16 protein-coding genes are annotated in these 24,514 nt (G+C 33.4%); 4 read left to right on the forward strand and 12 right to left on the reverse strand.

Annotated features, from left to right (window positions below; genetic code table 11):
- Nucleotides 1-25 precede the first annotated feature (25 nt).
- From ACZ0AH_RS19070 to ACZ0AH_RS19085, 4 genes are all read right to left on the reverse strand, one after another.
- Entirely contained in the window at nucleotides 26-5,737 is a 5,712-nt protein-coding gene (locus ACZ0AH_RS19070; protein WP_463477353.1) for a DUF6443 domain-containing protein, read from the reverse strand.
- Nucleotides 5,738-5,750: 13 nt separating this feature from the next.
- Nucleotides 5,751-9,158 (reverse strand): hypothetical protein, encoded by a 3,408-nt coding sequence (locus ACZ0AH_RS19075; protein WP_463477354.1) that lies wholly within the window; start codon nucleotides 9,156-9,158, stop codon nucleotides 5,751-5,753.
- A 291-nt stretch (nucleotides 9,159-9,449) separates the two neighbouring features.
- Complete coding sequence (locus tag ACZ0AH_RS19080; protein WP_463477355.1) at nucleotides 9,450-9,755, reverse strand: hypothetical protein; 306 nt, start codon at nucleotides 9,753-9,755, stop codon at nucleotides 9,450-9,452.
- Between the two features lie 141 nt (nucleotides 9,756-9,896).
- On the reverse strand, nucleotides 9,897-10,661 hold the full coding sequence (locus tag ACZ0AH_RS19085; protein WP_463477356.1) for a leucine-rich repeat domain-containing protein: 765 nt from the start codon (nucleotides 10,659-10,661) through the stop codon (nucleotides 9,897-9,899).
- 179 nt (nucleotides 10,662-10,840) lie between these two features.
- Between ACZ0AH_RS19085 and ACZ0AH_RS19090 the strand changes: the two genes are divergently transcribed.
- A complete protein-coding gene (locus ACZ0AH_RS19090; protein ID WP_463477357.1) occupies nucleotides 10,841-11,329 on the forward strand; it encodes a DUF1761 domain-containing protein in 489 nt (162 codons plus the stop codon).
- A 118-nt stretch (nucleotides 11,330-11,447) separates the two neighbouring features.
- Nucleotides 11,448-12,593 (forward strand): GNAT family N-acetyltransferase, encoded by a 1,146-nt coding sequence (locus ACZ0AH_RS19095; protein WP_463477358.1) that lies wholly within the window; start codon nucleotides 11,448-11,450, stop codon nucleotides 12,591-12,593.
- A gap of 45 nt (nucleotides 12,594-12,638) precedes the next feature.
- Here the strand turns inward: ACZ0AH_RS19095 and ACZ0AH_RS19100 are convergent, their stop codons facing one another.
- The gene (locus tag ACZ0AH_RS19100; RefSeq protein ID WP_463477359.1) at nucleotides 12,639-13,508 is read right to left on the reverse strand and encodes a diacylglycerol/lipid kinase family protein; all 870 of its coding nucleotides are present in this window, start codon (nucleotides 13,506-13,508) and stop codon (nucleotides 12,639-12,641) included.
- A 63-nt stretch (nucleotides 13,509-13,571) separates the two neighbouring features.
- Between ACZ0AH_RS19100 and ACZ0AH_RS19105 the strand changes: the two genes are divergently transcribed.
- Nucleotides 13,572-14,534: an App1 family protein gene (locus tag ACZ0AH_RS19105; protein ID WP_463477360.1), complete on the forward strand. Its 963-nt coding sequence runs from the start codon at nucleotides 13,572-13,574 to the stop codon at nucleotides 14,532-14,534.
- Between the two features lie 448 nt (nucleotides 14,535-14,982).
- Here the strand turns inward: ACZ0AH_RS19105 and ACZ0AH_RS19110 are convergent, their stop codons facing one another.
- Entirely contained in the window at nucleotides 14,983-16,896 is a 1,914-nt protein-coding gene (locus ACZ0AH_RS19110; protein ID WP_463477361.1) for an ABC-F family ATP-binding cassette domain-containing protein, read from the reverse strand.
- A gap of 75 nt (nucleotides 16,897-16,971) precedes the next feature.
- Here ACZ0AH_RS19110 and ACZ0AH_RS19115 point away from each other — a divergent pair, with 75 nt between their 5' ends.
- Nucleotides 16,972-17,355, forward strand: a complete 384-nt coding sequence (locus ACZ0AH_RS19115; protein WP_463477362.1) for a DUF983 domain-containing protein — start codon at nucleotides 16,972-16,974, stop codon at nucleotides 17,353-17,355.
- On the opposite strand, the gene ACZ0AH_RS19120 is transcribed toward ACZ0AH_RS19115, so the two are convergent.
- The 6 genes from ACZ0AH_RS19120 to porK form a co-directional block, all read right to left on the reverse strand.
- Nucleotides 17,336-18,409, reverse strand: a complete 1,074-nt coding sequence (locus ACZ0AH_RS19120) for an NAD(P)/FAD-dependent oxidoreductase (RefSeq protein WP_463477363.1) — start codon at nucleotides 18,407-18,409, stop codon at nucleotides 17,336-17,338. The genes ACZ0AH_RS19115 and ACZ0AH_RS19120 overlap by 20 nt on opposite strands.
- A gap of 68 nt (nucleotides 18,410-18,477) precedes the next feature.
- Nucleotides 18,478-19,467 (reverse strand): type IX secretion system ring subunit PorN/GldN, encoded by a 990-nt coding sequence (gene porN / locus ACZ0AH_RS19125; RefSeq protein WP_463478121.1) that lies wholly within the window; start codon nucleotides 19,465-19,467, stop codon nucleotides 18,478-18,480.
- Nucleotides 19,468-19,677: 210 nt separating this feature from the next.
- Complete coding sequence (gene porN, locus ACZ0AH_RS19130; protein ID WP_463477364.1) at nucleotides 19,678-20,667, reverse strand: type IX secretion system ring subunit PorN/GldN; 990 nt, start codon at nucleotides 20,665-20,667, stop codon at nucleotides 19,678-19,680.
- A 45-nt stretch (nucleotides 20,668-20,712) separates the two neighbouring features.
- Nucleotides 20,713-22,251: a type IX secretion system motor protein PorM/GldM gene (porM, locus tag ACZ0AH_RS19135; protein ID WP_463477365.1), complete on the reverse strand. Its 1,539-nt coding sequence runs from the start codon at nucleotides 22,249-22,251 to the stop codon at nucleotides 20,713-20,715.
- A gap of 52 nt (nucleotides 22,252-22,303) precedes the next feature.
- Nucleotides 22,304-22,951, reverse strand: coding sequence for a type IX secretion system motor protein PorL/GldL (porL, locus tag ACZ0AH_RS19140; RefSeq protein WP_463477366.1), 648 nt, complete (start codon nucleotides 22,949-22,951; stop codon nucleotides 22,304-22,306).
- Nucleotides 22,952-23,005: 54 nt separating this feature from the next.
- Nucleotides 23,006-24,412 carry a T9SS ring complex lipoprotein PorK/GldK gene (porK, locus tag ACZ0AH_RS19145; protein ID WP_463477367.1) on the reverse strand — a complete coding sequence of 469 codons (1,407 nt, stop codon included), beginning with the start codon at nucleotides 24,410-24,412 and terminating at the stop codon, nucleotides 23,006-23,008.
- Nucleotides 24,413-24,514: the final 102 nt, after the last annotated feature.

Genomic DNA, 24,514 nt, shown 5'->3' on the forward strand with positions numbered 1-24,514 from the left:
TCCTTTTAAAATAGTGTTATTTATATTAAAATACTCTAGATGGCAAACTAGGCCAAGTAGGTCTTGGAGTTTGTGAAGGTGCATCTTGGGAATAATTCCAACTCATTGATTGATACTGCAAACCTAAATGACCATGGTCATTATGTCCTCCTACCTTTGTTATACCTGGTATAGTTCCATTAGTCCCTTGGTAGTTTTTTGTAAAACCATATGCCTTAGCAGTTTCGTAAACTTTAGTATTATTTGCACTACTGAAATTTGAATCTGTGTTTGCAGTTTGGCTTTGGAAACTAGTCCCATCATTCCCAATATATCTAAAATCAACATTTGTTCCACTTTGTTTTCCATTATGTCCATGACCTCCATGGTGTTTACTTCCAGGCTGCCATGGGTCTGAACCATTTGAAGATGACATATCTCCTAACGCAATAGATATACCTGCATCCCGAAGTGTACTTATAACCCCAAAAAGTGCAGCAGCTGCCTCCGGTTTTAAATAATGATCACCTTGACCTACCTCTTCACTTGGATTTGTTGACGTTCCGCCCGCATCAGTACCACCATATCTGGAATAACCATCTCCACTTGCAGGAAAGTTAACCAATCCATCAATATTCTTTTCCAAAGTGGCTTCTAACTTATAAGTTCCATTATTATTTTGAGTATAGAATCTATCAAATGTATCTTCTGTCTTTACTGTTGTAACAGTACCGTCATCACCAATATAATGATCATCGAGATTCATCCCATCAGGGTCAGTAAATCTTATTGGGTTATTTACACAATACGTATAAGATGACCATCTCCTATATTGTTCAGCAAGTGGATCAATATTCATCCAACGACCAAGCGTTGGGTCATAGTTCCTAGCACCATAGTCATATAAATTCAGCTGTATACCTCCAATATTATCATCCTGGAGCTCCTTCCCATTGTACTTATACTTTAAAGCATCATTAGTTGAAGAAGCAACATTATTATATCCAATATGTTTTAATCCAAAAGGATAATAATTATTCTCTTCCTGAATAACAAGCGCTTTATCATAACTTAAACGCACATTTCCTAAATGATCTTTGTATTGGTATACATATTTATAAGAACCTGAAACCGCTTCTACATAACCTTCTGCTGTTGGAAAGAATTTTAATACTGCATTGTTATATTGATAACCTCCTAAATAATCTGTTGTAATAACACTTGCTGGAGAAATTGTCGTTACTATTTTCTGCACTTTCTGTCCAATTGCATTGTAAATATATACAATATTTCCAGTAGACAAAACTATTTTTGTTGGTAAATTTAGCTGATTGTAAATGATATTCGTAATTCCTTTATTAACATCAGTCAGCATATTTCCGTTGACATCATAGGTATAATCAGTACTAGTATCAACAACACCTGCTCCTGTTACATCATCCTTAAAACCATAAGTTTCATTACCCAAATCTGAGACGATCTGAAGTTTGTTTCCGCCATCATAGCTATACGTAAGATCATCCATCAGTCCATAATTTGCAGGTGTGGCAATAGATGGGCTGGCAACTAACTGACCATTTCTTTTTAATTTGGTGATGTTACCATTTTTATCATATATTATATTATCCTCATTAAAAAAGGTTGTATTGTCTGTTGCTGTTTTTAAGCGGTTAAGCTTATCATACGAATAAATATAATTTTTAATCGTTTTATCGGTGTTATCCGTAGCCCAAAGGGTCTGACTTATATTTCCGTTGTACAATTTTTTTGTAACATCTGTTATACCATTATAATTTAACTTAAAAGCAAATAAATCCTTAGGATCTCCTGCCTTAGTCAATGAATTAATATCATTAATAGTAGTCAGCCAGCCACGAATATTATACGTATAATCTACTTTTTGAACAGGAGCTACCGCAGTGTTTCCTACTTTTTTAGAAATTAGCTGTCCTAACTCATCATAAGCATTATTAGCAATAACTTCTATTGTACCTCCATTGATTTGGTTCGTTTGAGTTAGCAAACGATCTTGTGCAGAATAGGTAAAAGCATCTTTTGTTAAAAGCTCCGTATCGGCAGCTAGTCTTTTATGTCGGGTCATAGTATATTGCAACTGACCAGAAAAAGCATCTAGCTTGCTGTCTACATAAGTATAACCTCCCAAAAAGTTTGTTGTATATTGACGAACTGGTCTTGCCTTAGCATCATAAAAGGTAGCACCGGTTTCTCCCAATGTAGCGGTACTGGTAGTAGGTACTCTATTCCATGAGGCTGTTGGGAGTCCTTTTACCTGAGTTGTGGTTAAAGTAGTTTGGCTTTCTACACTTACAGGTATAGCAATTACCGGAGTACTAGGAAAAGTATAGTTGTCGTAATAATTTACCGATAGAAGCTTGAAAGCTGTTGGAACCACAGTATTGCTATAATAAGCTGCTATACCATCTATAGTTCCGGTTGTTTGCTTAGTTTCATATAAAACTGTTGCTAAATTCTGTGCATCCTGTAGTGTTTTTCTACCTGCAGCTGTAGCGACAGTCGAAGTCATCCAACCCGTATACACCGGACGGCTAAAGGCATCGTATTTAGTTATTAACCATCCTACCGTTGTCAAATCTGAAAAAGGAGATGCAGCCGGCCCTGTAGCCACTGGTCTGTTTAATTTATCATAAACGGTAAATTCCCATTGTTTGCCCGGTAGTTTTTTCTCGACCATACGATTACGAGAATCATATTTGTATTGGTAACACAAATCGTTTAATACTGCTGCTGTAATTGCCGCATCTGCTTTTGGAGGAATTACATAGGTTAAATTCCCAAAATTGTCATATACATAATAGGTATCGTGTGCAATGCTATTATCATAGGTTCTTTTTAGCACAACTTGTCCTTCTTTGTTTTTAAACTCTACAGTTGATCCTGCTGTTTCTACAAGTGGAATAGCGCTATTTTCATCATACGTTACCGTTTTATAAAGCTGATTAGCGGCATAAAAAGTTGTAGCGTCACCATTGACAAATGCAATATCATATAAACCAAGACTGGCATCCCAGGTTGCAGTCGCTTTAAATAATTTTACATCTCCTGCATTGGTCTGATAATCCATTTTAATCGTATGATTGTTGGCCATTGCCCAATCGTTACCAGGAGCAGCTTGTTGTAAAACCCTGTTTAACGGCGAAGCTTCTAATTGTTTTTCGCTGAAAGCATTTGTTGTAGCTTCAAGACTAGGATTACCATTTTGAGTAGAATTTGGTGTCCCATAATAGGCTGTAATTCCCGCTTTACTATTGGCATCATAAGCCATATTAGCCGTTGAAGATTTAAAAGGAAGATAATCCTTAACCTGTCTTCCGAGACCATCATATTCTATAAAAGTGACAATATCTTTACCTGAATTCGATTGTTGGTTGGCAATACTTTGCATGGGTCTTCCCAATCCATCAAAATAAGTAATGTCCACTTTTGCCTGATCAGGAGTTGGAGCTGTAAAAACGGTTGAAGTTGCCTTTTTGTAGGTTTTTGTAATAATGTAATTTTGATCTGATGAAGGAGCAGCGATAGCACTACAATCAACATTTGTTCCTGCAATTAAAGGACAATTGTCTGTATTGTCACGTATATAATTCCCTGCTGGTTTGGTACATTGCTGTACAAAGGTCAAAGGATCTCCAAGACTGTCCAAATCATTATCCAGATACCATTTTGTATTAGGGTTTAAGGTTGCATCCCCATCATTACAGTCTGTACTATTCACTGCATAACCTGCAGGTTTTACACTATAATAAATTGAAACTACAGCGTTTCCAAAACCATCTCCATCAATATCCTGGTAAAAAGTAGAAGGTGCAATATTGGTAATATTAGCCGTAGTATCATTATAATCTGAAGAATTACGAACATATCCTGCAGGTTGTGTACAGCTTACAGAGGTCGTAGTACTAATTCCGTAACCATCAGCATCCGCATCGCGATACCAAACCGTATTTGGATTTATAGTATTATCTGCATCATTACAATCTGTATTATTAGTCACATAACCTGTTGGTTTTGCACTATAATATACTGTAACCGTTGGGCTTCCAAAAGTATCGTTATCTGCATCTCTATAAAAAGTAGCCGGTGCTATATTGGTAATATTGGCTGTTGAGTCATCATAATCGCTATTATTAGTTACATAACCTGTTGGCTTTGCGCTGTAATATACTGTTACGGTTGGACTTCCAAAAGTATCTCCATCAGCATCCCTGTAAAAAGTACTTGGGGCGATATTGGTGATATTGACTGTTGTATCATTATAATCAGTGGAGTTACGCACATATCCTGCAGGCTGCGTACAGCTTGCCAGCGTTGTAGTGCTAATTCCGTAACCATCTCCATCGGCATCACGATACCAAACTGTATTGGGGTTTAAGGTTGCATCAGCATCATTACAATCCGTATTATTCGTTACATATCCTGTTGGTTTGACACTATAATAAACGGTTACGGTTGAACTTCCAAAAGTATCATTATCAGCATCTCTGTAAAAAGTAGCCGGAGCTATATTGGTAATATTAGCCGTTGAATCATCATAATCGATATTATTAGTTACATAACCTGTTGGTTTTGCACTATAATAAACTGTTACAGTTGAACTTCCAAAAGTATCTCCATCAGCATCTCTGTAAAAAGTAGACGGAGCGATATTAGTAATATTAGTTGTAGTATCGTTATAATCGGAAGAGTTTCGCACGTATCCCGTTGGCTGAGTACAGCTAACCGATGTCGTAGTACTGATTCCGTATCCGTCACCATCTGCATCTCGATACCAAATTGTATTGGGGTTTAAAGTTGCATCAGCATCATTACAATCTGTATTATTGGTTACATATCCAGTTGGTTTAACACTATAAGAAACACTTACACCCGGATTACCGAAGGTATCACCATCGCCATCCTGATAAAAGGTTTGTGGTGCTATATTGGTAATATTTGCTGTAGTATCGTTGTAATCTGATGCATTACGAACATAACCTGTTGGTTGTGTACAACTGGTCGCTGTAGTCGTACTTATCCCGTATCCATCCGCATCCGCATCACGATACCAAACAGTATTCGGATTTATAGTAGCATCAGCATCATTACAGTCTGTATTATTCGTAACATATCCCGTTGGTTTAACACTATAGGAAACCGTTACACTTGGGCTACCAAATGTATCATTATCAGCATCACGATAAAAAGTTTGCGGTGCTATATTGGTAATATTAACAGTAGTATCATTGTAATCTGAGGAGTTACGTACATAACCTGTTGGCTGTGTACAACTAGTAGTTGTAGTAGAACTTATTCCGTAACCATCTCCATCCGCATCACGATACCACACTGTATTTGGATTTATAGTAGCATCACTATCGTTGCAATCTGTATTATTAGTTACATAATATTGTGGTTTTACACTATAAAGAACGCCTGAAGTGGGATCACCAAATGTATCCTGATCAGAATCCCTGTAAAAGGTTTGAGGAGGAATATTTGTTATACGATAATTATAATCGTCTAAATCTGAACTGTTTCCAACATAACCCGCTGGTTGGTTTACTGCAGTTATTGGGGCATATTCTGCTTCACTTGCCCCATATCCATCACTATCCTGATCAATATACCATTTTGAACTGCCACCCGGTGCTACATTGACAGACATAGCATCCTTTGGGCTTTGTCCGTAACAAAAAGCAATAATCATAAATAAAATACTTGAAAGTATAATTTTTTTCATAATAACTTTAATCTTAATTTTTATAATTATATATATTTTCAGATAAGAAATTACCATTCATATCTTTCACGTATTTCAGTCTGCAATACTCATCATATTCATAATACGAGGTCATTCCTTTTGGATCTGTAACACTCGTTACGCCTACCAAAGGATTATAAGTATAAGTAGAAATAAAAGCATTAGGCAATGTATCTCTAAAAGTATTTAATGCATTTCTTAATAGTTGTTCTGTGCAACTGCCAGTTCTACAATTATCATTATCTGCATTTGAGAGTGTCTGTAAATTTGTCATTGTTGCTGCGGGAATTGCGGCATAAACAACATTTTGAACCGTTGCAATTGGCTGTGTTTTATTATAACCCCAAATGATAGAAACCGGAATTCCGCTTTCTGGTGTATACTGTAAAACATTTCCTTTTTCATCATACAGATCATAAGTAAGCTTTTTGTCAAGACTCAAATCTATAGCTGCTAATCCTTTGTTAGCATATATATATCTTGGCAACAATACATTATTTGTGGCTGTACTCTTATCATAGTTGGTTAGCTTTTCCGCAGTTTTAATCCCGGCTTTAAACGATTGGGTGCTCAACGGAATCCCAATCATATATGCTGCATTCAATTCGGTTACAAAAGGTTTACTTGCCATTTCAGTATCCGGTGCATAAAAATATTTGGTCTCTAATGTTTCACCAACCGAGTTTGTAGTAGTTTGCGATGTTAATTGTAAGTGAGACGGATTATTGTAATTATAGGTTGTTGTACTTACTACTGTTCCTGTCAAAGTATTTGATGGATTATAAAAATAACTTGATTTTTCAGATGTTTTTTGGTAATACCATAAAATTTGAAGATTGTACGTTATAGGTTCTATTATATTCAAAACTCTTATATCTAAGCCATCAGCATTATAAGGACAAAGAAGTGTTAGAGGATTTGCAGTATATTCAACTATATTAGTCTTTCCACTGCGGAACATCTTAAACCCATTATAATAAGAAATTTTTGCAGTATCTTCAATATAAGTATTTTTCTCCTCCTCTACTATATAATTACTTGCCCCTATTGTCTTATATATTTTTTTATTTAAAACTTTACCTCTTTTCCATGTCGTAGAAATTTGTACAGCAGGATTACCTAAAGGAATATTGTCTCCTTCAATAGTAAATTCATATTGAGTAAATCCATTATTAGTTAGATTTGCAGGATCAATTTGTTTTTCCTTTACATATTTATAAATTATCGAATTTCCTTCGATACCATATCTTGAATTAGATGAAATATCAAAACTTACATTGACATCAGAAGATGGAAAACATCCCGATGTCTCATAACTTTCACCAGTACCACAAGGCGAAAAATTATAATTAGTAAATTGATGAGAAGTATAAGTAGTACTTAATTCATTTATTAATTTACCACTTGAAATATTTTGATTGCTAATATCTGAATAGTCGTATTCCTTTTTTAAAAGTAAATTATTATCAAAATTATAATTCTCAACACTTTGAATTCGCAGTCCGGCACCTAAAACATTTTTAGATGTTGGATCATTATTAACAAATTTAAGCTGCAGGTTTTGTATGCTGTAGTACTGCCCGTAAACTTCAGCCTCTATTGTTCCGGATTGTTGCAATGTAACAGGAATATTATATTCTTGTCCGACTAAGCTTCCTGAATTATAAACTTCATTGCCTCCCGAAATTACCCTAATTTTTGCATAGTGATATTTCAGTAATGTTGGATCATCTCCCTGCGGTTTATTCAATTTAAATGTAAGCAAGCCTGCCGCATTTATAGCTGTAAAGGGAATTGAAACATAATTAACACAATCTAACGGATTTGTATTATCACATACCATTCCATCAATACCTGGTTTTTCTTTTACTGGTACAGTTCCTCCTGTTCCCTGAATAAGATTACTGCTAACAATAATAGGTTCATATTTACCTAAAGCATCAATGCCAAAAAATTGATTGGTTTCATAATTAAATTTCGTCCAGCCTTTAGTGGGATAATGAATCTCTTTTAAAATACCGGCCTGATTTACAGAAGAATTTACCTTTCGATTTCCGTTTCCAACTTCTGTTACATAAGGATAGCTAAGATAATGCTTCGGTATTAAGTCTACATTATTAACTGCCCCGTTATTATAGCCAAAATAGTCCTGTCCTTTTGAGTTTTTATTTGGAAGTGCGATATCCGAATAAACAAAATTTTGCTGGTCCTGGCCATTTAAATCAACTATCTTATTTAATTTTAATCTTTTCCCTGAATAGTTAATACTTCCTCCTTCTTCCTGGAAGTATGAATACTGAAAAACAAAACCTTTTACAGATTGAAACCCATCAAATGCGCGTTGCTGAATTTCCATTTTATTTAGAAAACCATTTCCATTTAGAAGATCCTGCCTTCCGTCTGTTTTAGTAAATAAAATTCTGGAATTACCATCGTTAAAAGTGATTTCTTTTATTTTTTTTGAAAGCGTTTGAGTATTTGATGTCTGGTTTATTACAGCACCAATTTGAGTCTCTATCACAGGTACTGGCAAACAAACTCCTGCAACGTTTTTACTTACGCTTCTTTTATTTATTTTAATACTTTGAAAGGTACTTATATCATTGAAACCGCCATCATCCTGATAGGTAAAACTGATCTTATTATTTGAAGGCGTTTTTATTTCATCTACATACCACGCACTAATGTACCTATCATCATGAGTCAATGTTCTAACTGAAATCTCTGTAGTATTCAATGAATACACATTACCCTGTGGATCTGTAATTTTAAACTTCATGTTCTCTCTACTTGTCCCCTGAAGATCGACCTTGAATGCATTAGGAGGTATCGTTACAACATCATTGTTTGCAAAATTTCTAATATAAAAACTACCATTCACAGTTGGTGATGAAAAAACATACATATCCTTAACCCTAGATTGATCAAGATTTGAATTTAAAGCCAGAACATCGTTATGTTTATAAGGATGTAATTTAAAAAAGGCAATTATTGAATCATCATCCGGAATGTCATCAATGTATGGATTATTTTCATCAATTTCATCTCTTGGGCTTAAAACAACCTGAGCCCCTGCATTTAAATTCCATCCTAATCCTACCCAGGTTGCTTCCTGAGTTACTTTTATACCTGAAGCATGATAATCTAAAGATATTGGCAATTTAAAATCCTTTACATCAACAGTATAAAGTGGTATCGAAATTCCCGGAACTCCTGTAGACAAATCAACCGGATATTCTCCATATTTTAAAAAAGCGGCAGCTTCAGGGGATTTAGGTGCAAAATCAGGAGTTGGAGTACTATTTGTATCTGTTTGAGCTTGTATTTTATCAGGAATATTAATTAATAATATGCATAATAAAACCAATTTAACTAAACTATTTAAAGTTAATTTATACATTCTGGTTATTTATTTTAATATTTGTTATTCTTTTATTTTAACATTTTGAGCGCAAATCTAAGTGAATAGACATCTTAAATCTTTACGGTTTTCCTCATTTCTTATAAAACTTTTAAAGATTGTTAATAAATTGGCAAAAAGTCGAATTTTACTGTAAGTTAAATACCACTAAACCACAAAAACATTCTTTTTTCAACATTTATCTTTTTTTTTAAACCTTCACTTTTAGACATAAAAAAAAGACTGTTCAAACAGAACAGTCTTTTCTAATATTTTAAAATTTATAAAGCTTTAAGCCATAAACAAAGCATATTTATTATAATTATACAAAACCAAATCATAAGGCACTAAAAGCGGTGCGATTTTCTCTGACGAAGCATTGAATTTGATCCCATTATGCTTTCTGAACAAATAGATTTCTTTTAGGCAATTCGACAAACTTTGGTGAATTGATGTTGTAAAAGTCGGCAATTGTTTATCGCCTACTAATAAATCGATTTGATAATTAGAACTGCTTTTAGACAAATTGTTTCCAATAATTCTTATTGTAAATGTTGTAGATTTTCCGTGTTGTTCACCTTGATACTGTACTACCATAATTTTATAATTGAGAAGGTTAAATTAGTTTTTCAGAACTTCAATTTTTATGATTGATTGAATTCCATATTAAAGTTATGAAAAAAAAGTAAATTGTTGTAAAAACTGATCTTAAATTATCAATTTGGCACAAAGTTATGATTAATTATATTTTGGAGAAATCTTTTCTTTAATACTATTGGTTTTATTTCCTGAATTCTCCGTAACTGTTGTCGTTTCTTTTTCAGAATTTATTTCTAACAAAAACAGATTCCCATTTTCGTCAAACATTGTCAGATTTAAAGGATCTAACAAAGCCAGATTTTTTGAAACTTCCCCTCTAAATTTATTGTACGAAAGATTCATTTCAGATAAATTATGCAATTTTTCAAGTTCTTTCGGGATTTCTCCTTCAAAATTATTATCGAATAAACTAAGATTCTGTAAATTACTTAAGTTCACAATTTCAGCACTTAAAGTACCGGATAATTTGTTACTGTTTAAAAGTAAAACTTTCAAGGTTGAAATTTTATATAAAGAATTTGGCAACTCGCCTTGAATGTCATTATTAAATAATGCAAGAATTTCTAAGCGGTTTAATTTATCAATATTCAAAGGCAATTCACCCGATAATTTGTTCTCATGCAAATCAACAGCAACGAGATTTACTAAATCTAGAAATTCGGCGGGTAATTCTCCCTGTAGATTATTATCAGCTAAACGAAGTGCAACTATTTTTCCATTTTCAATCTCAACTCCATACCAAGTTGACACTGAAAGTGCTAAATCCCATTTTATTTTCCACTGCGGTCCATTTGTGGCGTAATAGAATTTTATTAGGGCATCTTTCTCTTTATCCGAAACTGTATCTGCAAAAATATTCACAGAAAAAACAAGCATTAATAATACTATGGCTAAGCTTTTCATAACAGATTTGGGGTTTTGTTATTCAAGGCTAAAGTATATATTTCGTAGTTATAAAGCGTATATTGTCGATAAAGTGTTAATAAGTAATTAATTAACATTATTTGTACTACTTTCAATAAAATAACATAATTATGTTTTTTTGATTAAATTTGACTAACTAATTCTAAAAACCTCATATTATGGAAATTAACTTTGTTGCGCTGTTATTAGCAGCTATTGTTACACTTGTTGTTGGATTTATTTGGTACCATCCAAAAGTATTTGGAACAATCTGGATGAGAGAAAATAATCTCACACAAGAAGAACTTAGAACCGGAAATATGCTCAAAATCTTCGGATTAACGTATATTTTTTCCTTAATGATCACGGTAACTTTAATGTCGTTGACCATTCATCAATCAGGAGCAGTCGGAATGGTTGGCGGCCCTCCTTTGTTAGCAAATGCAAAACCATCATTTGCAGCTTTCATGGCAGATTACGGAACGGCTTATCGTACTTTTAAACATGGAGCACTTCACGGATTCATTTCAGGATTGTTCTTTGCTTTACCAATAATTGGAATTAACGGATTATTCGAAAGAAAATCGTGGAAATACATACTTATTCATGCAGGATTCTGGATTGTTACGCTCACTTTAATGGGCGGAATTGTTTGTGGATTTGCATAAAAATCATAAAACTGAAACCCGTTTGAGATTAAACTTAAACGGGTTTTTCTTAATAATAACTTAAACCAACTAAGTTATTATAAATATTACCTAATTTTGAAGAAATTAGCTCACTCTTTTGAATACAACTTATTCTTTTCAAATATACAATAGCGCGTCATTACTGCCTTCAGAATGGAACTTGCTAACGCCTGACAACATTTTTTTGACAAGAGAATATCTCGAAATCCTCGAAAATTCTTCTCCTGTAAATATGATTTGTCATTTTATCGGAATTTTTGAAGAAGAAAAACTTGTAGGAATTGCATTAACGCAGTTTTTATTTGCTGAAAAATTAGAATCGTTTGGAGAACGAGATCAATGTTTAAAAACATCTGTCCGTAATTTTGCTTTCAAAAATTTTGCCTCTCATGTATTATTCGTTGGTAATAATATGCTTACGGGCCAGAATGCTTTTGCTTTTGACAAAAATATAAAGCAGCCAAAAGCCATTAAAACACTTCATAAAGCAATTAATCAGCTTAAAAAAGAGCTGAAAGCAACTGGAAAAAAAGTACACATTACCAGTATAAAAGATTTTACTGCAACAGAAATTGAACCCTTGCAAGCTGAATTTAAAAACAATTATACGTTTTCAACTCAGCCCAATATGATTTTTAAAATCAATGAAAGTTGGAAAACAGAACAGGATTATATTGATGCTTTATCAAAAAAATATCGCGATCAGTATAAACGCTCTCGAAAAAAAGCTGACGGAATCCAAAAACAAAAAATGTCTCTTTCTGATATTCAAAAATATGAAGATGTTATTTATGATCTTTATTTTCATGTTGCAAAAAATGCGCCCTTCAATACCTTCTTTTTAGCCAGAAATCATTTTAGCTTTTTTAAAGAAATCATGAAAGATAACTTTTTACTTTATGGTTATTTTCTTGATGGAAAACTCATCGGTTTTAATACCTTAATAAAAAATGGAACCGTAATGGATACCTATTTTTTAGGATATGATGAAAGCGTACAGCGCGAAAAAATGTTATATTTAAACATGTTATATGACATGATTGCCTATTCGATCAATCAGGGATTTAAAGAAATTGTTTTCGCCAGAACTGCACTTGAAATTAAAAGTTCCGTTGGTGCAAAACCTGTAAAAATGTATGGTTTAATTACACATACAAATGCTTTGATTAACCATAATATTGGTCGATTTTTTAATTACCTCGAACCTAAAACAGAGTGGCAGGAACGAAATCCGTTTAAATAAATCTTTGACAAAGTTTTGAAACTTTGTCAAAGTTAAATTTTAGTTTTAAGGAATTGCAATTTTCATTTGCTTGTGCAGAATATGAATTTCCAAGTCACTTTGTGCCCCGCAATATTCTCCATCAATTTGAAAATTAACAGGATAATCCGTTTTTATAGTAGCTTTATCTGTCGAAATAATTACAATATCATCCGAATCAATTGGCATATTTCCCGTAATAATTTTTCCGAGCAGAAATAAATCAAGACTTTTTAGAATAACCAATTCAAATTTTCCGTCATTCATGGCTCCATTTGGATTGATGGTAACCCCGGTTCCATATTTTTGAGAATTGGCAATAACAATTATTCTCGCTGTATGCTCAACAGTTTTATTGTTAGCCGTAATTGTCGCTACAAATGGCGCTGCAGAATCTTTAAGCGTGGTGTAAGCCTGTAAAGCATACCCCCAAAAACCACGTAAATTGCTTTCTTCATAATTTTTAACCAAATCTGCATTGATACCAATATCACTCAAATGAATACTTTTTTTGCCATTGATGCAAATCATGTCCATTTCGATATAATGATGTAAAAAAGCAACTTTTAAATTTTCTTCAATTGTAAGCGGCAGATTTAAATCGACAGATAAACCGTTTGCAGAACCAGCGGGCAAAATACCGATTATCACATCGTGCTCCTCCATCGCTTCAGCAACCATTTTTATCGTTCCGTCACCACCGGCGACAACAATTCTTTCTGGTAAATTTTCGTTATATATTGATTTTATTTCTTTTAAATCATTCTTGCCTGTAGTTTCAAAAACCACAAGATTAAAGTTATTTGTAGTTGCAAATTCATGAACCGAATCGATTAAATCTGATTTATCCAGATCTCCGGAAATAGGATTTACAACAAATATGATATTCTTTTTCAAAATTTTATTTTTAATACCGATTAAAATAATTAATTTACAGTCTACTATAAAAATACACAATTAATGAAACCAATCCTACAATTATATCGCGGTTATGCTAATGAACAAGAATTAATTGTAATGGGACATGTTTTTAAAAGAACGTATGATTATGATTTTCAGAAGAAAAACTTTAAAAATGCGACTTCTGTAATTAATCAATTTAGGATAAAAACGCTCGAAAATTTTGATATTTATCTAAAATATGGCGAACAGGAAATTCATACCAAAACATTAGATGACGGTTATTTTAAATTTTGCATTCCGCTTGAAAAAGAATTTAATTTTGGATGGATGGAATATGAAGTCAGTTTAAAATATAAATCAGAAATTATAATCTCAAAAGGCAGTTTTATTCGTCCTCATAAAGGAAATTTGGGAATTATATCCGATATTGATGACACTTTTTTAATTTCTCACACTCATAATTTCTTTAAAAAAATATATATTCTGCTTTTCAAAAATGTAAATGATCGCAAAGTTTTCAAAGATGTTGTTCCGCATTATCAGGCTTTGAGTTCAGCGGGAAGAAATAATAAGGAAGAAGAAAATGCTTTCTTTTACATTTCAAGCAGCGAATGGAATTTGTACCGATTTATTGTAAAATTCACAAAAATACACCAATTACCCAGAGCTGTTATTTTATTAAAAGATATAAAACGCGGTATTACTGATTTTTTCATGAGCGGACGCGGCAATCACAATCATAAATTTGACAAAATAAAACACGTTTTAGAATTTTATCCCAATCTTAAATATGTTTTATTGGGAGATGATTCGCAACACGATCCTATTTTATACGAACGAATTTGCAAAATATTCCCTGTAACTGTAAAAGCGGTTTATATTAGACAAACAGGTAAATATCAAAAAGAAGCAACGAAAACTATTTTGAAAAACTTAGAGAATCTAGAGGTTTCGGTTTGTTATTTTAAAGAAAGTAGCGAAGCAATTATGCATTCAAAATCTATTGGAATTATTAAGTAGTTTTTTTGAAATCTGTTTTGTGGATTATTGGCACACGGATGACGCAGATTTTAACGGATTTTAGCAGATTTTTATTCTCTCATTTTTGTCATTGCGAGGACGAAGCAACCTCACTAATAATTGACACAAAGTTTGATTTGTAAATGCGGTTGCTTCGTTCCTCCCAATGATATCTTTTGCGAAAACTTGAAACCTGAAACTCCCTTTCCTAGCCCAGATTGAAGAGAAAAGCCCAGAGCTAAAAAAACTAATTTTTCTTGCCAGAAAACAGCGACCAACGGAAGCTCGTTTTATGGTTTAGAAAAATAGTTTTTTTAGTGAGGACTTGAAACGGAAAGCTGGAAGTAGCTCCCGAAAACTAAAAAACCTTTGTCAAAATTCGAGAACTTTGACAAAGGTTTATAGATAATTTTAAAAAAAAAGATAGAAACTCAGGCTGAAAATTATTTTAAGGATTGAAATTATCAATCTCTTCCTGAACGATTTCCCAGTCGAGAAGCAATTGATCTAAATCTTTTTTCTTTTTCTTGTAAGCCGTAAAAAACGAAGCGTCTTCGATATGTTTGTCATAACTAGAAGCTAACAATTTATCGTCGTGCTGAATGTCTTTTTCTAATTGTTTAATCTGACTTTCAACTTTACTTAATTTGTTTTGAAGTGCTTTGCCTTTTTTCTGATCTTCGTATGAAGTTTTGTTATTTTCTTTTGGAGCAGCGGCTTTCACAATATCTTTTTTCTCGACTTCACGCATGTTTTCAAGATTGCGCTGCTCTAAGAAATAGTTAATATCTCCTAAATATTCTTTTATTTTTTGATCTTTAAATTCGTAAACAATATTCGACATTCCTTGCAGGAAATCTCTATCGTGAGAAACCAATAATAAAGTCCCACCAAATTTTTGAAGTGCCGCTTTCAGAACATTTTTAGATTTGATATCCAAGTGATTTGTAGGCTCATCCATCAGCAAAACGTTGATTGGCTGTAACAATAACTTACAAAGTGCCAAACGGTTACGCTCACCTCCTGAAAGTACTTTTACCTTTTTCTCGACATCATCGCCACGAAATAAAAATGAACCTAACATATCACGAACTTTAGAGCGATTCGTATCCATTGCAGCATCTTCCATGGTTTGGAGCAAAGTAATTTCGCCGTCAAGATATTCTGCCTGATTTTGTGCAAAATAACCAAGTTGTACGTTGTGGCCTAATTTGATATTTCCCTGATATTCAAACTCGTTTACAATAGCTTTTATAAAGGTTGATTTTCCCTGGCCATTTTGACCCACAAAAGCAATTTTGCTTCCGCGTTCTACCAATAAATCAATATCTTTTAAAATAACTTTATCGCCGTAAGCTTTCGTTACATGTTCGGCCTCAACAACTACTCGTCCAGGTTCTTTTGAAACCGGAAAAGAGATATTCATTACCGAATTGTCGTCTTCATCAACTTCAATTCGTTCTACTTTATCTAATTTTTTAATCAAGGATTGCGCCATTGAAGCTTTTGATGCTTTGGCACGGAATTTCTCGATTAATTTTTCTGTTTCTTCAATTTTCTTCGCCTGATTTTTTTGAGTCGCTAATTGCTTTTCACGAATTTCATGACGCAATTCTAAATATTGAGAATAAGGTTTATTAAAATCGTATGCTTTTCCTAATGAAATCTCAATCGTACGATTCGTTACATTATCCAAAAACATTTTATCGTGCGATACAATCACCACAACACCCGGATAATTACGAAGGAAACTTTCTAACCAAATGATACTTTCGATATCTAAGTGATTGGTTGGCTCATCCAGAAGCAATACATCGTTTGACTGTAATAATAATTTTGCCAGCTCAATACGCATTCTCCAACCTCCTGAAAATGTTTCGGTTTGGTTATTAAAAACTTCTCTTTTGAAACCTAATCCTAAAAGAATTTTCTCTGTATCACCTACATAATTATAACCTCCTAAAAGTTCAAAACGATGTGTATAATCAGATAAATCTTCGATGATTTGGCTGTATTCTTCACTCTCATAATCGGTTCTGGTAACCAATTGATGATTGATTTGTTCTAATTTTTTTTCAACAATCTTAATTTCGGTAAAAGCTTCATATGCTTCTTCTAGTACAGTTCTTCCTTGTTCAAAATCGATATCCTGACGTAAAAATCCCATTCGGATATCTTTTTCCTGAGAAATAACTCCAGAGTCAGGAGCAAAATCTCCCGCTAACATTTTAAGCATTGTAGACTTACCAGCTCCATTTTTTCCAACAAGACCTACTCGGTCGCCTGCACCTAAACGAAAAGTAACTTCTTCAAATAAATATGTTCCTCCAAAAGAAACCGAAAGATTGTGTATATTAAGCATGTATTGTTATTTTATAACTAATTGATTGTGTAAATTTACACTCCCAATTCAATGGGGTAATTTAATTTTTTGCAAATGTTAAAAAAAGGATCCAAACTAAATAGTATTTTAACAGGAAGTTGTCCAAAATGCCAAAAAGAAAGCATGTATTCAGACAAAAATCCGCTTCATTTGACTAAAGTTCTAAAAATGAACGATCATTGCAGTCATTGTGGATTAAAATATCAAATTGAGCCATCGTTTTTTTATGGGGCAATGTATGTGAGTTACGGATTGAATGTTGCGGTAGGAATTGCGGCTTTTATAATTTCTTTTGTCTTTTTTGGAACTACAATTGAGCAATCATTTTTGACAATTGTTATTAGTCTAATTGTGCTATTTCCATTTGTTTTGCGACTTTCCAGAAACCTGTACATTAATATGTTTGTTTCTTACGATCCTAAGGCCGGTCAGAAATAAGCGTTTTCAAATATTTCTTGTGAAATCTTTTTATATCAATTTCAGGAGTCAAAGGAATTTCATTTTCTATATTATCGTATAAAGCTTTTGCCATAGCAGGTCCAAGCATTACTCCCCGAGTTCCTAATCCGTTAAGGATATGGAGCATTTTACGTTCGTGATGTGTTCCTATCAAAGGCCTTCTGTCTTTAACGGTTGGGCGAACTCCTCCAAAATGTTCAACAATTTCAAAATCGCAGGTAATTATTTCTCTGATGCGTTCTAAAAGTTCCTGCTTTCCATCTTCAGTTGGTAAATCGGTTTTATCCTGCCAGTTATATGTAGCTCCAACTTTAAATAAATCATTACCTAACGGCAATATAAAAATACTGGTATTAACAATAACATCCAGGTTTAAATCAGGAGCTTTTATGATAAACAATTCCCCTTTTGTACCGTCTAATGGCAAGTAATTAAAGAACGGATTTTTATGCAATCCAAATCCTTCTGCGAAAATAATGTGTCGAGCCTGAATATTTTTATATTGAATTCCGAAATCATAAAATTCAATGAAAGATGGATCAAAAAACGCTTCTAACAATAAATTATTCTCTTTTAAGTATTCTTTATAGGTGTCTAAGAGCAAAGCCGTATCGACATAACCAGTATGCAAAACTTCTCCATAATCGTACGGAGAATCAATGCTATTGTATTTTTTGGAAATTAATTTTGTAGATAAAAAAGGAGCAAGATTTATTTTATCCGAAGCAGCAAACCAATTATTCTGTTCTTCTATAGAAAAAAACTTTCTCAGAATAGGAAGCTTAAAATTTACTTTCGTCTGCAATTTAGCTTCTATCTGATTGTAAAAATCATCCATTAAAACCAATTGTTCTTGTGCATTCCACACTTCACTAAATCGCTTTAAAATTACCGGATTATACAAACCTCCCGCAACTCTGGATGAATTTTGCGACTTATTGTCAACCAATAAAATAGATTTGTTGTTTTTAAGGGCAATTTCAGCAAATGAAATTCCAGCTAATCCTGATCCGATAATTAAATAATCTAACATGTGTAATAAGTAAAAAACTCTTATTACAAAGGTAGTAAGAGTTTTTGTTATAATATGATTTTAGGTTCTTAATAGCTCCACATATCTTGTTCGAAGTCACGAATTTTCTCTTTTACTCTTTCCGATTCTAACAGCTGATTTTGTGCATTATCTTTCATGTAATCTTTAATCTCACGATCTCCGTACATATTTTCTTCTTTGTAAATCATTGCGTTAAAACGTCTTGAATTTAAAATCTGATCGAAGGAAATTGGCTGAGCCGAATTGACATCATTAAAGACTTTTGCTTCATGTAATACCTCGCGCGCATTCGGGAAGAAAACCCAAAATAATTCGATATAATCCTTTTCGTCACTATTCATGGTATAAACATCAGGCGTTACAGGACAAATACCCAGTAAACGATATTTCAATTCACTTTGACGTTTGTCAAAATACCAATACCCCTTGACTTTGTATTGTGTAACATCAGCGGCAGTAAGATCTTGTTTCAGTATATATTCTGCAGGAATTGTTCTTGTTGGACCTACAGTTTGATCTACATAAGAAACAACTTTCTTTTTACCGGTACCTGTAACTACTTTTTTCTTGACAACACGTGTTACATAATCATCCGGATATTGATTAACCAACTCTTTACCCGCATCTGTTGTATCAATACGAGACAATGATCCCTGAATATCTTTCAACGTTTTTTTAGTATTGAAATAACTATCTGAATATACCTCGGTTATTTTGCCATTTTTCATGGCTTTTGTCAAAACATCATATAGGGAACGTCTGTTAGCACCTATATTAGCTGAATCTACAGGAAAATACAAAGGAAAATTGATTTTTTCATTCAAGTCAATAATTTCCCAGGTCGTTTTACCCATCAATATATCTTTATCGTCTATATAACCATATGACATTGGCTTATCATTATCAGACACTTGCTGTGCAGCATTTTTTTGGCCAATCTTGTCAGCGGTTTTGGCATTAAGTAAATTAGATTGTGCATTAGAAGCAAAACTTCCAGCAATAAAAATAATCGCTATTAATAAACTCTTTAATTTCATCATTATATTATTATAAGATATTACAACGCAATATTACAAATTATATTGCTATTTTTCTTACAATATTTAAAAATTGATTAAATAATTATTTATCGAATTAAAAGGATAACATAGAAATAATATTCAGGCATGTTATCTTTAAAGTGATGAAAGCAAAAAGCCCTTACTACATTTGTAGCAAGGGCTTTTCATTTATGTTTTAGAATACTTTTAGTAGTTCCACATATCTTGTTCGAAGTTACGAATCTTCTCTTTTACTCTTTCAGATTCCAACAATTGGTTTTGTGCATTATCCTTCATGTAATCACTAATTGCTCTGTCTCCATACATGTTCTCTTCCTTGTAGACAACTGCATTAAAACGTCTGGAGTTTAGTATTTGATCAAATGAGATTGGCAATGCTGAATTATTGTCATTAAATGCTTTTGCTTCGTGCAATGCTTCTCTCGCATTTGGGAAGAAAACCCAGAATAACTCAATATAATCCTTTTCATCACTATTCATTGTATAAACGTCAGGAGTTACAGGACATATTCCTAGTAAACGATATTTCAATTCACTTTGACGTTTGTCAAAATACCAGTATCCTTTAATTTTATATTGTGTAACATCTGCTGCAGTAAGATCCTGTTTCAGGATATACTCAGAAGGAACTGTTCTTGTTGCACCAACTGTTTCATCAACATAAGTAACAACTTTCTTTTTACCTGTACCGGTAACTACTTTTTTCTTCACAACGTGAGTTTTGTAGTCATCCGGATATTGGTTGATCAATTCTCTACCAGCATCTGTAGTGTCAATACGTGATAATGCACCTTCGATGTCTTTCATAGATTTTTTAGTATTGAAATAACTGTCGCTATAAACTTCAGTTACTTTGCCGTTTTTAACAGCTTTCGTCAATACGTCGTATAGTGAACGTCTATCAGAACCAATATTTGCCGTATCTACAGGAAAATATAATGGAAAGTTGATTTTTTCATTTAAATCAATGATTTCCCAAGTAGTTTTTCCCATCAAAACATCTCTATCATCTACATAACCATAAGCTAATGGCTTATCATTGTCTGAGATAAGTTGTGCCGGAGTCTTTAGTCCTATTTGTTCAGGTGTTTTTGCGTTTAGCAAATTCGATTGCGCATTAGAAGCAAAACCTCCTGCAATAGAAACAATAGCTATTAAAAAATTTCTTACTTTCATCGTGGTATCATTATAAGATTTTGAACGTAGTCTTACCTACTTTTATTATTGTATTTCAAAAATTACCGGAGCAGTTCTTGGTAATAAATAGCTACCAGCTCCAACAAGTTTAGTTTTAATTTCAGAAATAGTAACCTGATCTCCTTTTCCAGCTCTTGAAAGAATTTGTTTACATTGTGCATTTAATTTATTACCAGCAACAACAACTGTAGGTTGTCCAGGAATTTTTAAGTTAAATCCAACAACATCTAAACCAACTTCGAAATCAAAATCAAGTAATTTAGCACCAATAGTAGCAATTTCTAAGTTAGATTTAGGTCCTTTAACAACACCCATTTCACCTCTAATTGTTCCTGTTGGCCCAGGAATACCTTTAATTCTAAATGTTTTCTTATCTGTAACTTTGTCTCCGTTTGGTAATGTACCTGTAACAGAAATAGTAGCTTCAGTACCTGCACCCGGGCTCATGTTATATTTACCAGCTTTACCAGCAGAAGATAATCCAGGAGCACTTGCAGCAACTTTATTATCAGCAACACCAGCGAATGATACAGAGATTGGGTTAACAACACCTCTATAAACTACATTCATTTTGTCTGCAGAAATTGTAGCTGAATTTGGTCTTGGTACTACAACATAATTTCCTTTAAATTTAAGAGGAATATTTTTTCCATCTTCTAAGAAAGTAAATTGACCGTCAATATTTTGCTCTCCTACACCACCAGCAGTTAAAGAGATAACAGCCTGTCCGTTAACAATTTGTCCAGGACCTTGGAATGAAGTAGGTTTTGTGTTTTCGTCATAACGACCTAAAACTACTTTACCAGTAACTTTTTCTCCTTGGAAATAAGCACTTTTATCTAAAACAACAATTGCCTGATAATTATTCATAGAAGCAGCAGCAACAGCAGCTTTTCCTAAAGCAGCACTGTAAACATCAGATTCTGCTTTTTGAACGTCATTTTGCCAAGTTGAAAGTTTTGCAGCTGAAGCAATCGCAGGAAATCCTTTGAAGTGATACGCTAAATACTTATCTTTTAAACCTTCTTTGTTTTTTACATCAGAAACATCAAATTTCTTTTCAATTTCTCCAACAATTAAAGCATACTTTTTATCAGATAAGGCAGCTTTCATATCTGCTTTATATTTTTCAATATGAGCAATGATGTCTTTCCCTTTAGCAGTATATCCTTCTCCTGTAAACCAGTCGTCGATATTATCTCCTCTATCCATCGCTTCATAAGGTAATTTTCCAGTTTCTTTTTCAACCTCAAATCCTTTTATAGCCTGAGCTTTCAAACTTCCAATGTAAGCGTAAAAATCTTTTGTAATTGCTTCTACTTTATGTGCAGTTTCTGCAGCTGTAGCAAATTCTCCTTTTGCTTCTGCAGCTTTTTGATCTAAAGAAGTTAGTAAAGTCGCATTTGTTTGAATTGATGAAGTATTTGAGCTTTCAAATTTCTCATTCATTAAACCAAAAGCTGATATTACTTCTTTTGATACGTTCATTGCTAACATTGCGATGAAAACCAGATACATCAGGTTAATCATCTTCTGTCTAGGGGTTAATTTTCCTCCTGCCATTTTTTTCTAATTAGTTCTTATTAATAAATTTAATATAATAGTTAAAAACTAATTATCCTTTGTTACTCATTGCAGAAAGCATACCACCGTAAACACTGTTTAAAGAAGCAATGTTTGCAGTCATTGATTGCATTTGTTCTTTTAATTTAGAAGCATTTTCAGCGATTTCGCTGTTTGCCTGTGCATTTCTTGAAGCACTTTCTAATTGTACTTTGTATAAGCTGTTTAATGATTCCATTTGCGCAGCAGCCATAGACATTTCTTCAGCATATTTCTTTTGTCCTGCAATAGAATCTACTGTTGGAGAAATTGCTTTTGCAGCTCCTTCGAAGTTTTTGATAGAATTTCCTAAACTTGACATTAATTCACCGTCAATTTTAGCTTCTTTCAACATAACGTCTAATTTTTGAGACAACAATCCTTGGGCATCAGAAGGAGTTTCAACTTTATCCGCTTTTTTTCTAGCCTGACCGTTAGCTAATTCTGGATAAACAAGAGTCCAATCTAACTCATCGTCAACTGGTTCGAAAGCAGAAAGTGCAAAGATCAACGCCTCTGTTAATAATCCAACTGAAAGCATTAATGTACCTGTTAATGGTCCAATTTCAAAGTGAGTAATTTTGAATAATGCTCCAACGATTACTACTGCCGCTCCCATACCATAAGCGAAATTCATTGCTTTTTTACTTAATAATGCCATAATACTTTTTTTTAGGTTTTAATTTTAAATAGATTCGATTTGGTTATTGATAAATTATAATTTACTTTTCTTTTTTCCGCTTCCTGTTGTTTGAGTTCCCATGTAATCCTGTACAGTTCTGAAACCAATATAACTTCTTGCAGAGTCCGCATATTCGTGATCACGAGTACTTACTTGTAAGAAGTAAGCAACATCTTTCCAAGATCCACCACGAACTACTTTTCTTTGATTGTTTCCGTCAATTACGTTAGGGTTCATTGTAGAAACGTATTCATATGCATTTGGATTGTAAGCTGAATCTGTCCACTCTGAAACGTTTCCTGCCATGTTGTATAATCCGTAACCGTTTGGTTCGTAAGATTTAGCCTCAACAGTATATAAAGCTTCGTCAGCAGCATAATCTCCTCTGTTAGGTTTGAAGTTTGCTAAGAAACAACCTCTGTCACTTTTAGTGTAAGGTCCTCCCCAAGGGTAAGTAGCTGATTCCAGACCTCCTCTTGCAGCGTATTCCCATTCTGCTTCAGTTGGTAATCTGAATGCATTTACAAGATCACGCCCTTTTTTCTTAGATTTAATATAACTGTTTTTATTTAATGTTCTCCAGGCACAGAATGCTTTTGCTTGTTTCCAGGTTACACCAACTACAGGATAATCTCCGTAAGCTTTATGCCAGAAATAATCATTGTGCATTGGCTCATTATAAGAGTAAGCAAAATCTTTAATCCAAACTGTTGTGTCAGGATAAACACTTACTTGTTCTGTTTTAACGAAGTCTTTTCTTTTTCCAACTTTAGCTTTTGCAGCAGCCTGAATATCCATCCAGGAATAACGGAATTTCAATTTATTTACATCAATTGTTCTTAAACCATTATATGATTCTTCAATTGGCAAATACATAGAATCCATTACTTCAGCGTAATACTCATCCGGATAAGCTTTAGTATCTTTAATCAACTTCACTTTTTTGTTTAGTTTTCTTCCGGCATAAGGATCGTCTTTTGTACCTACACTATAGTAATTATCATACATGTATTTATCGTAAGCAGTCATTTTGTCCGGCTCAGAATCATTAAATGCATAATCAGAAATACTTCCGCCTTTACTTCCTTTACCTCCAGTAGGTTTCTGACCTGTTTCATCAGCTAAAATAGCCAGACGAACTCTCATTGTAGAATCTTTTACCCATTCTACAAACTGGCGATACTCACTGTTTGTAATTTCTGTTTCATCCATATAAAATGAACGAACCGTCACGGTTTTAGTAGGAGCGTCTTCTACATTAGCTAAATCAGCATCAGATTTACCCATGATAAATGATCCGCCTGGAACCAAAGTCATACCATAAGGTTTTTCAGGATGCCATTTTCCTCCTGTAACACCAACCAATTCACCTTTGTCACCTGACTTACCACAGCCAATTACTAGTGTTAAAATTGCTGCAAATGCAATAAACTTCTTCATATAAATTTGGGATTATCTATTCATTATTATAAGTTCGTAAACGTATTTATTATTTATCTAAAAAACAATACTAGTTGCGAAATTTATTTTACCGTTCAAAAA

It is taken from the genome of Flavobacterium sp. AC105 (genome assembly GCF_979258495.1).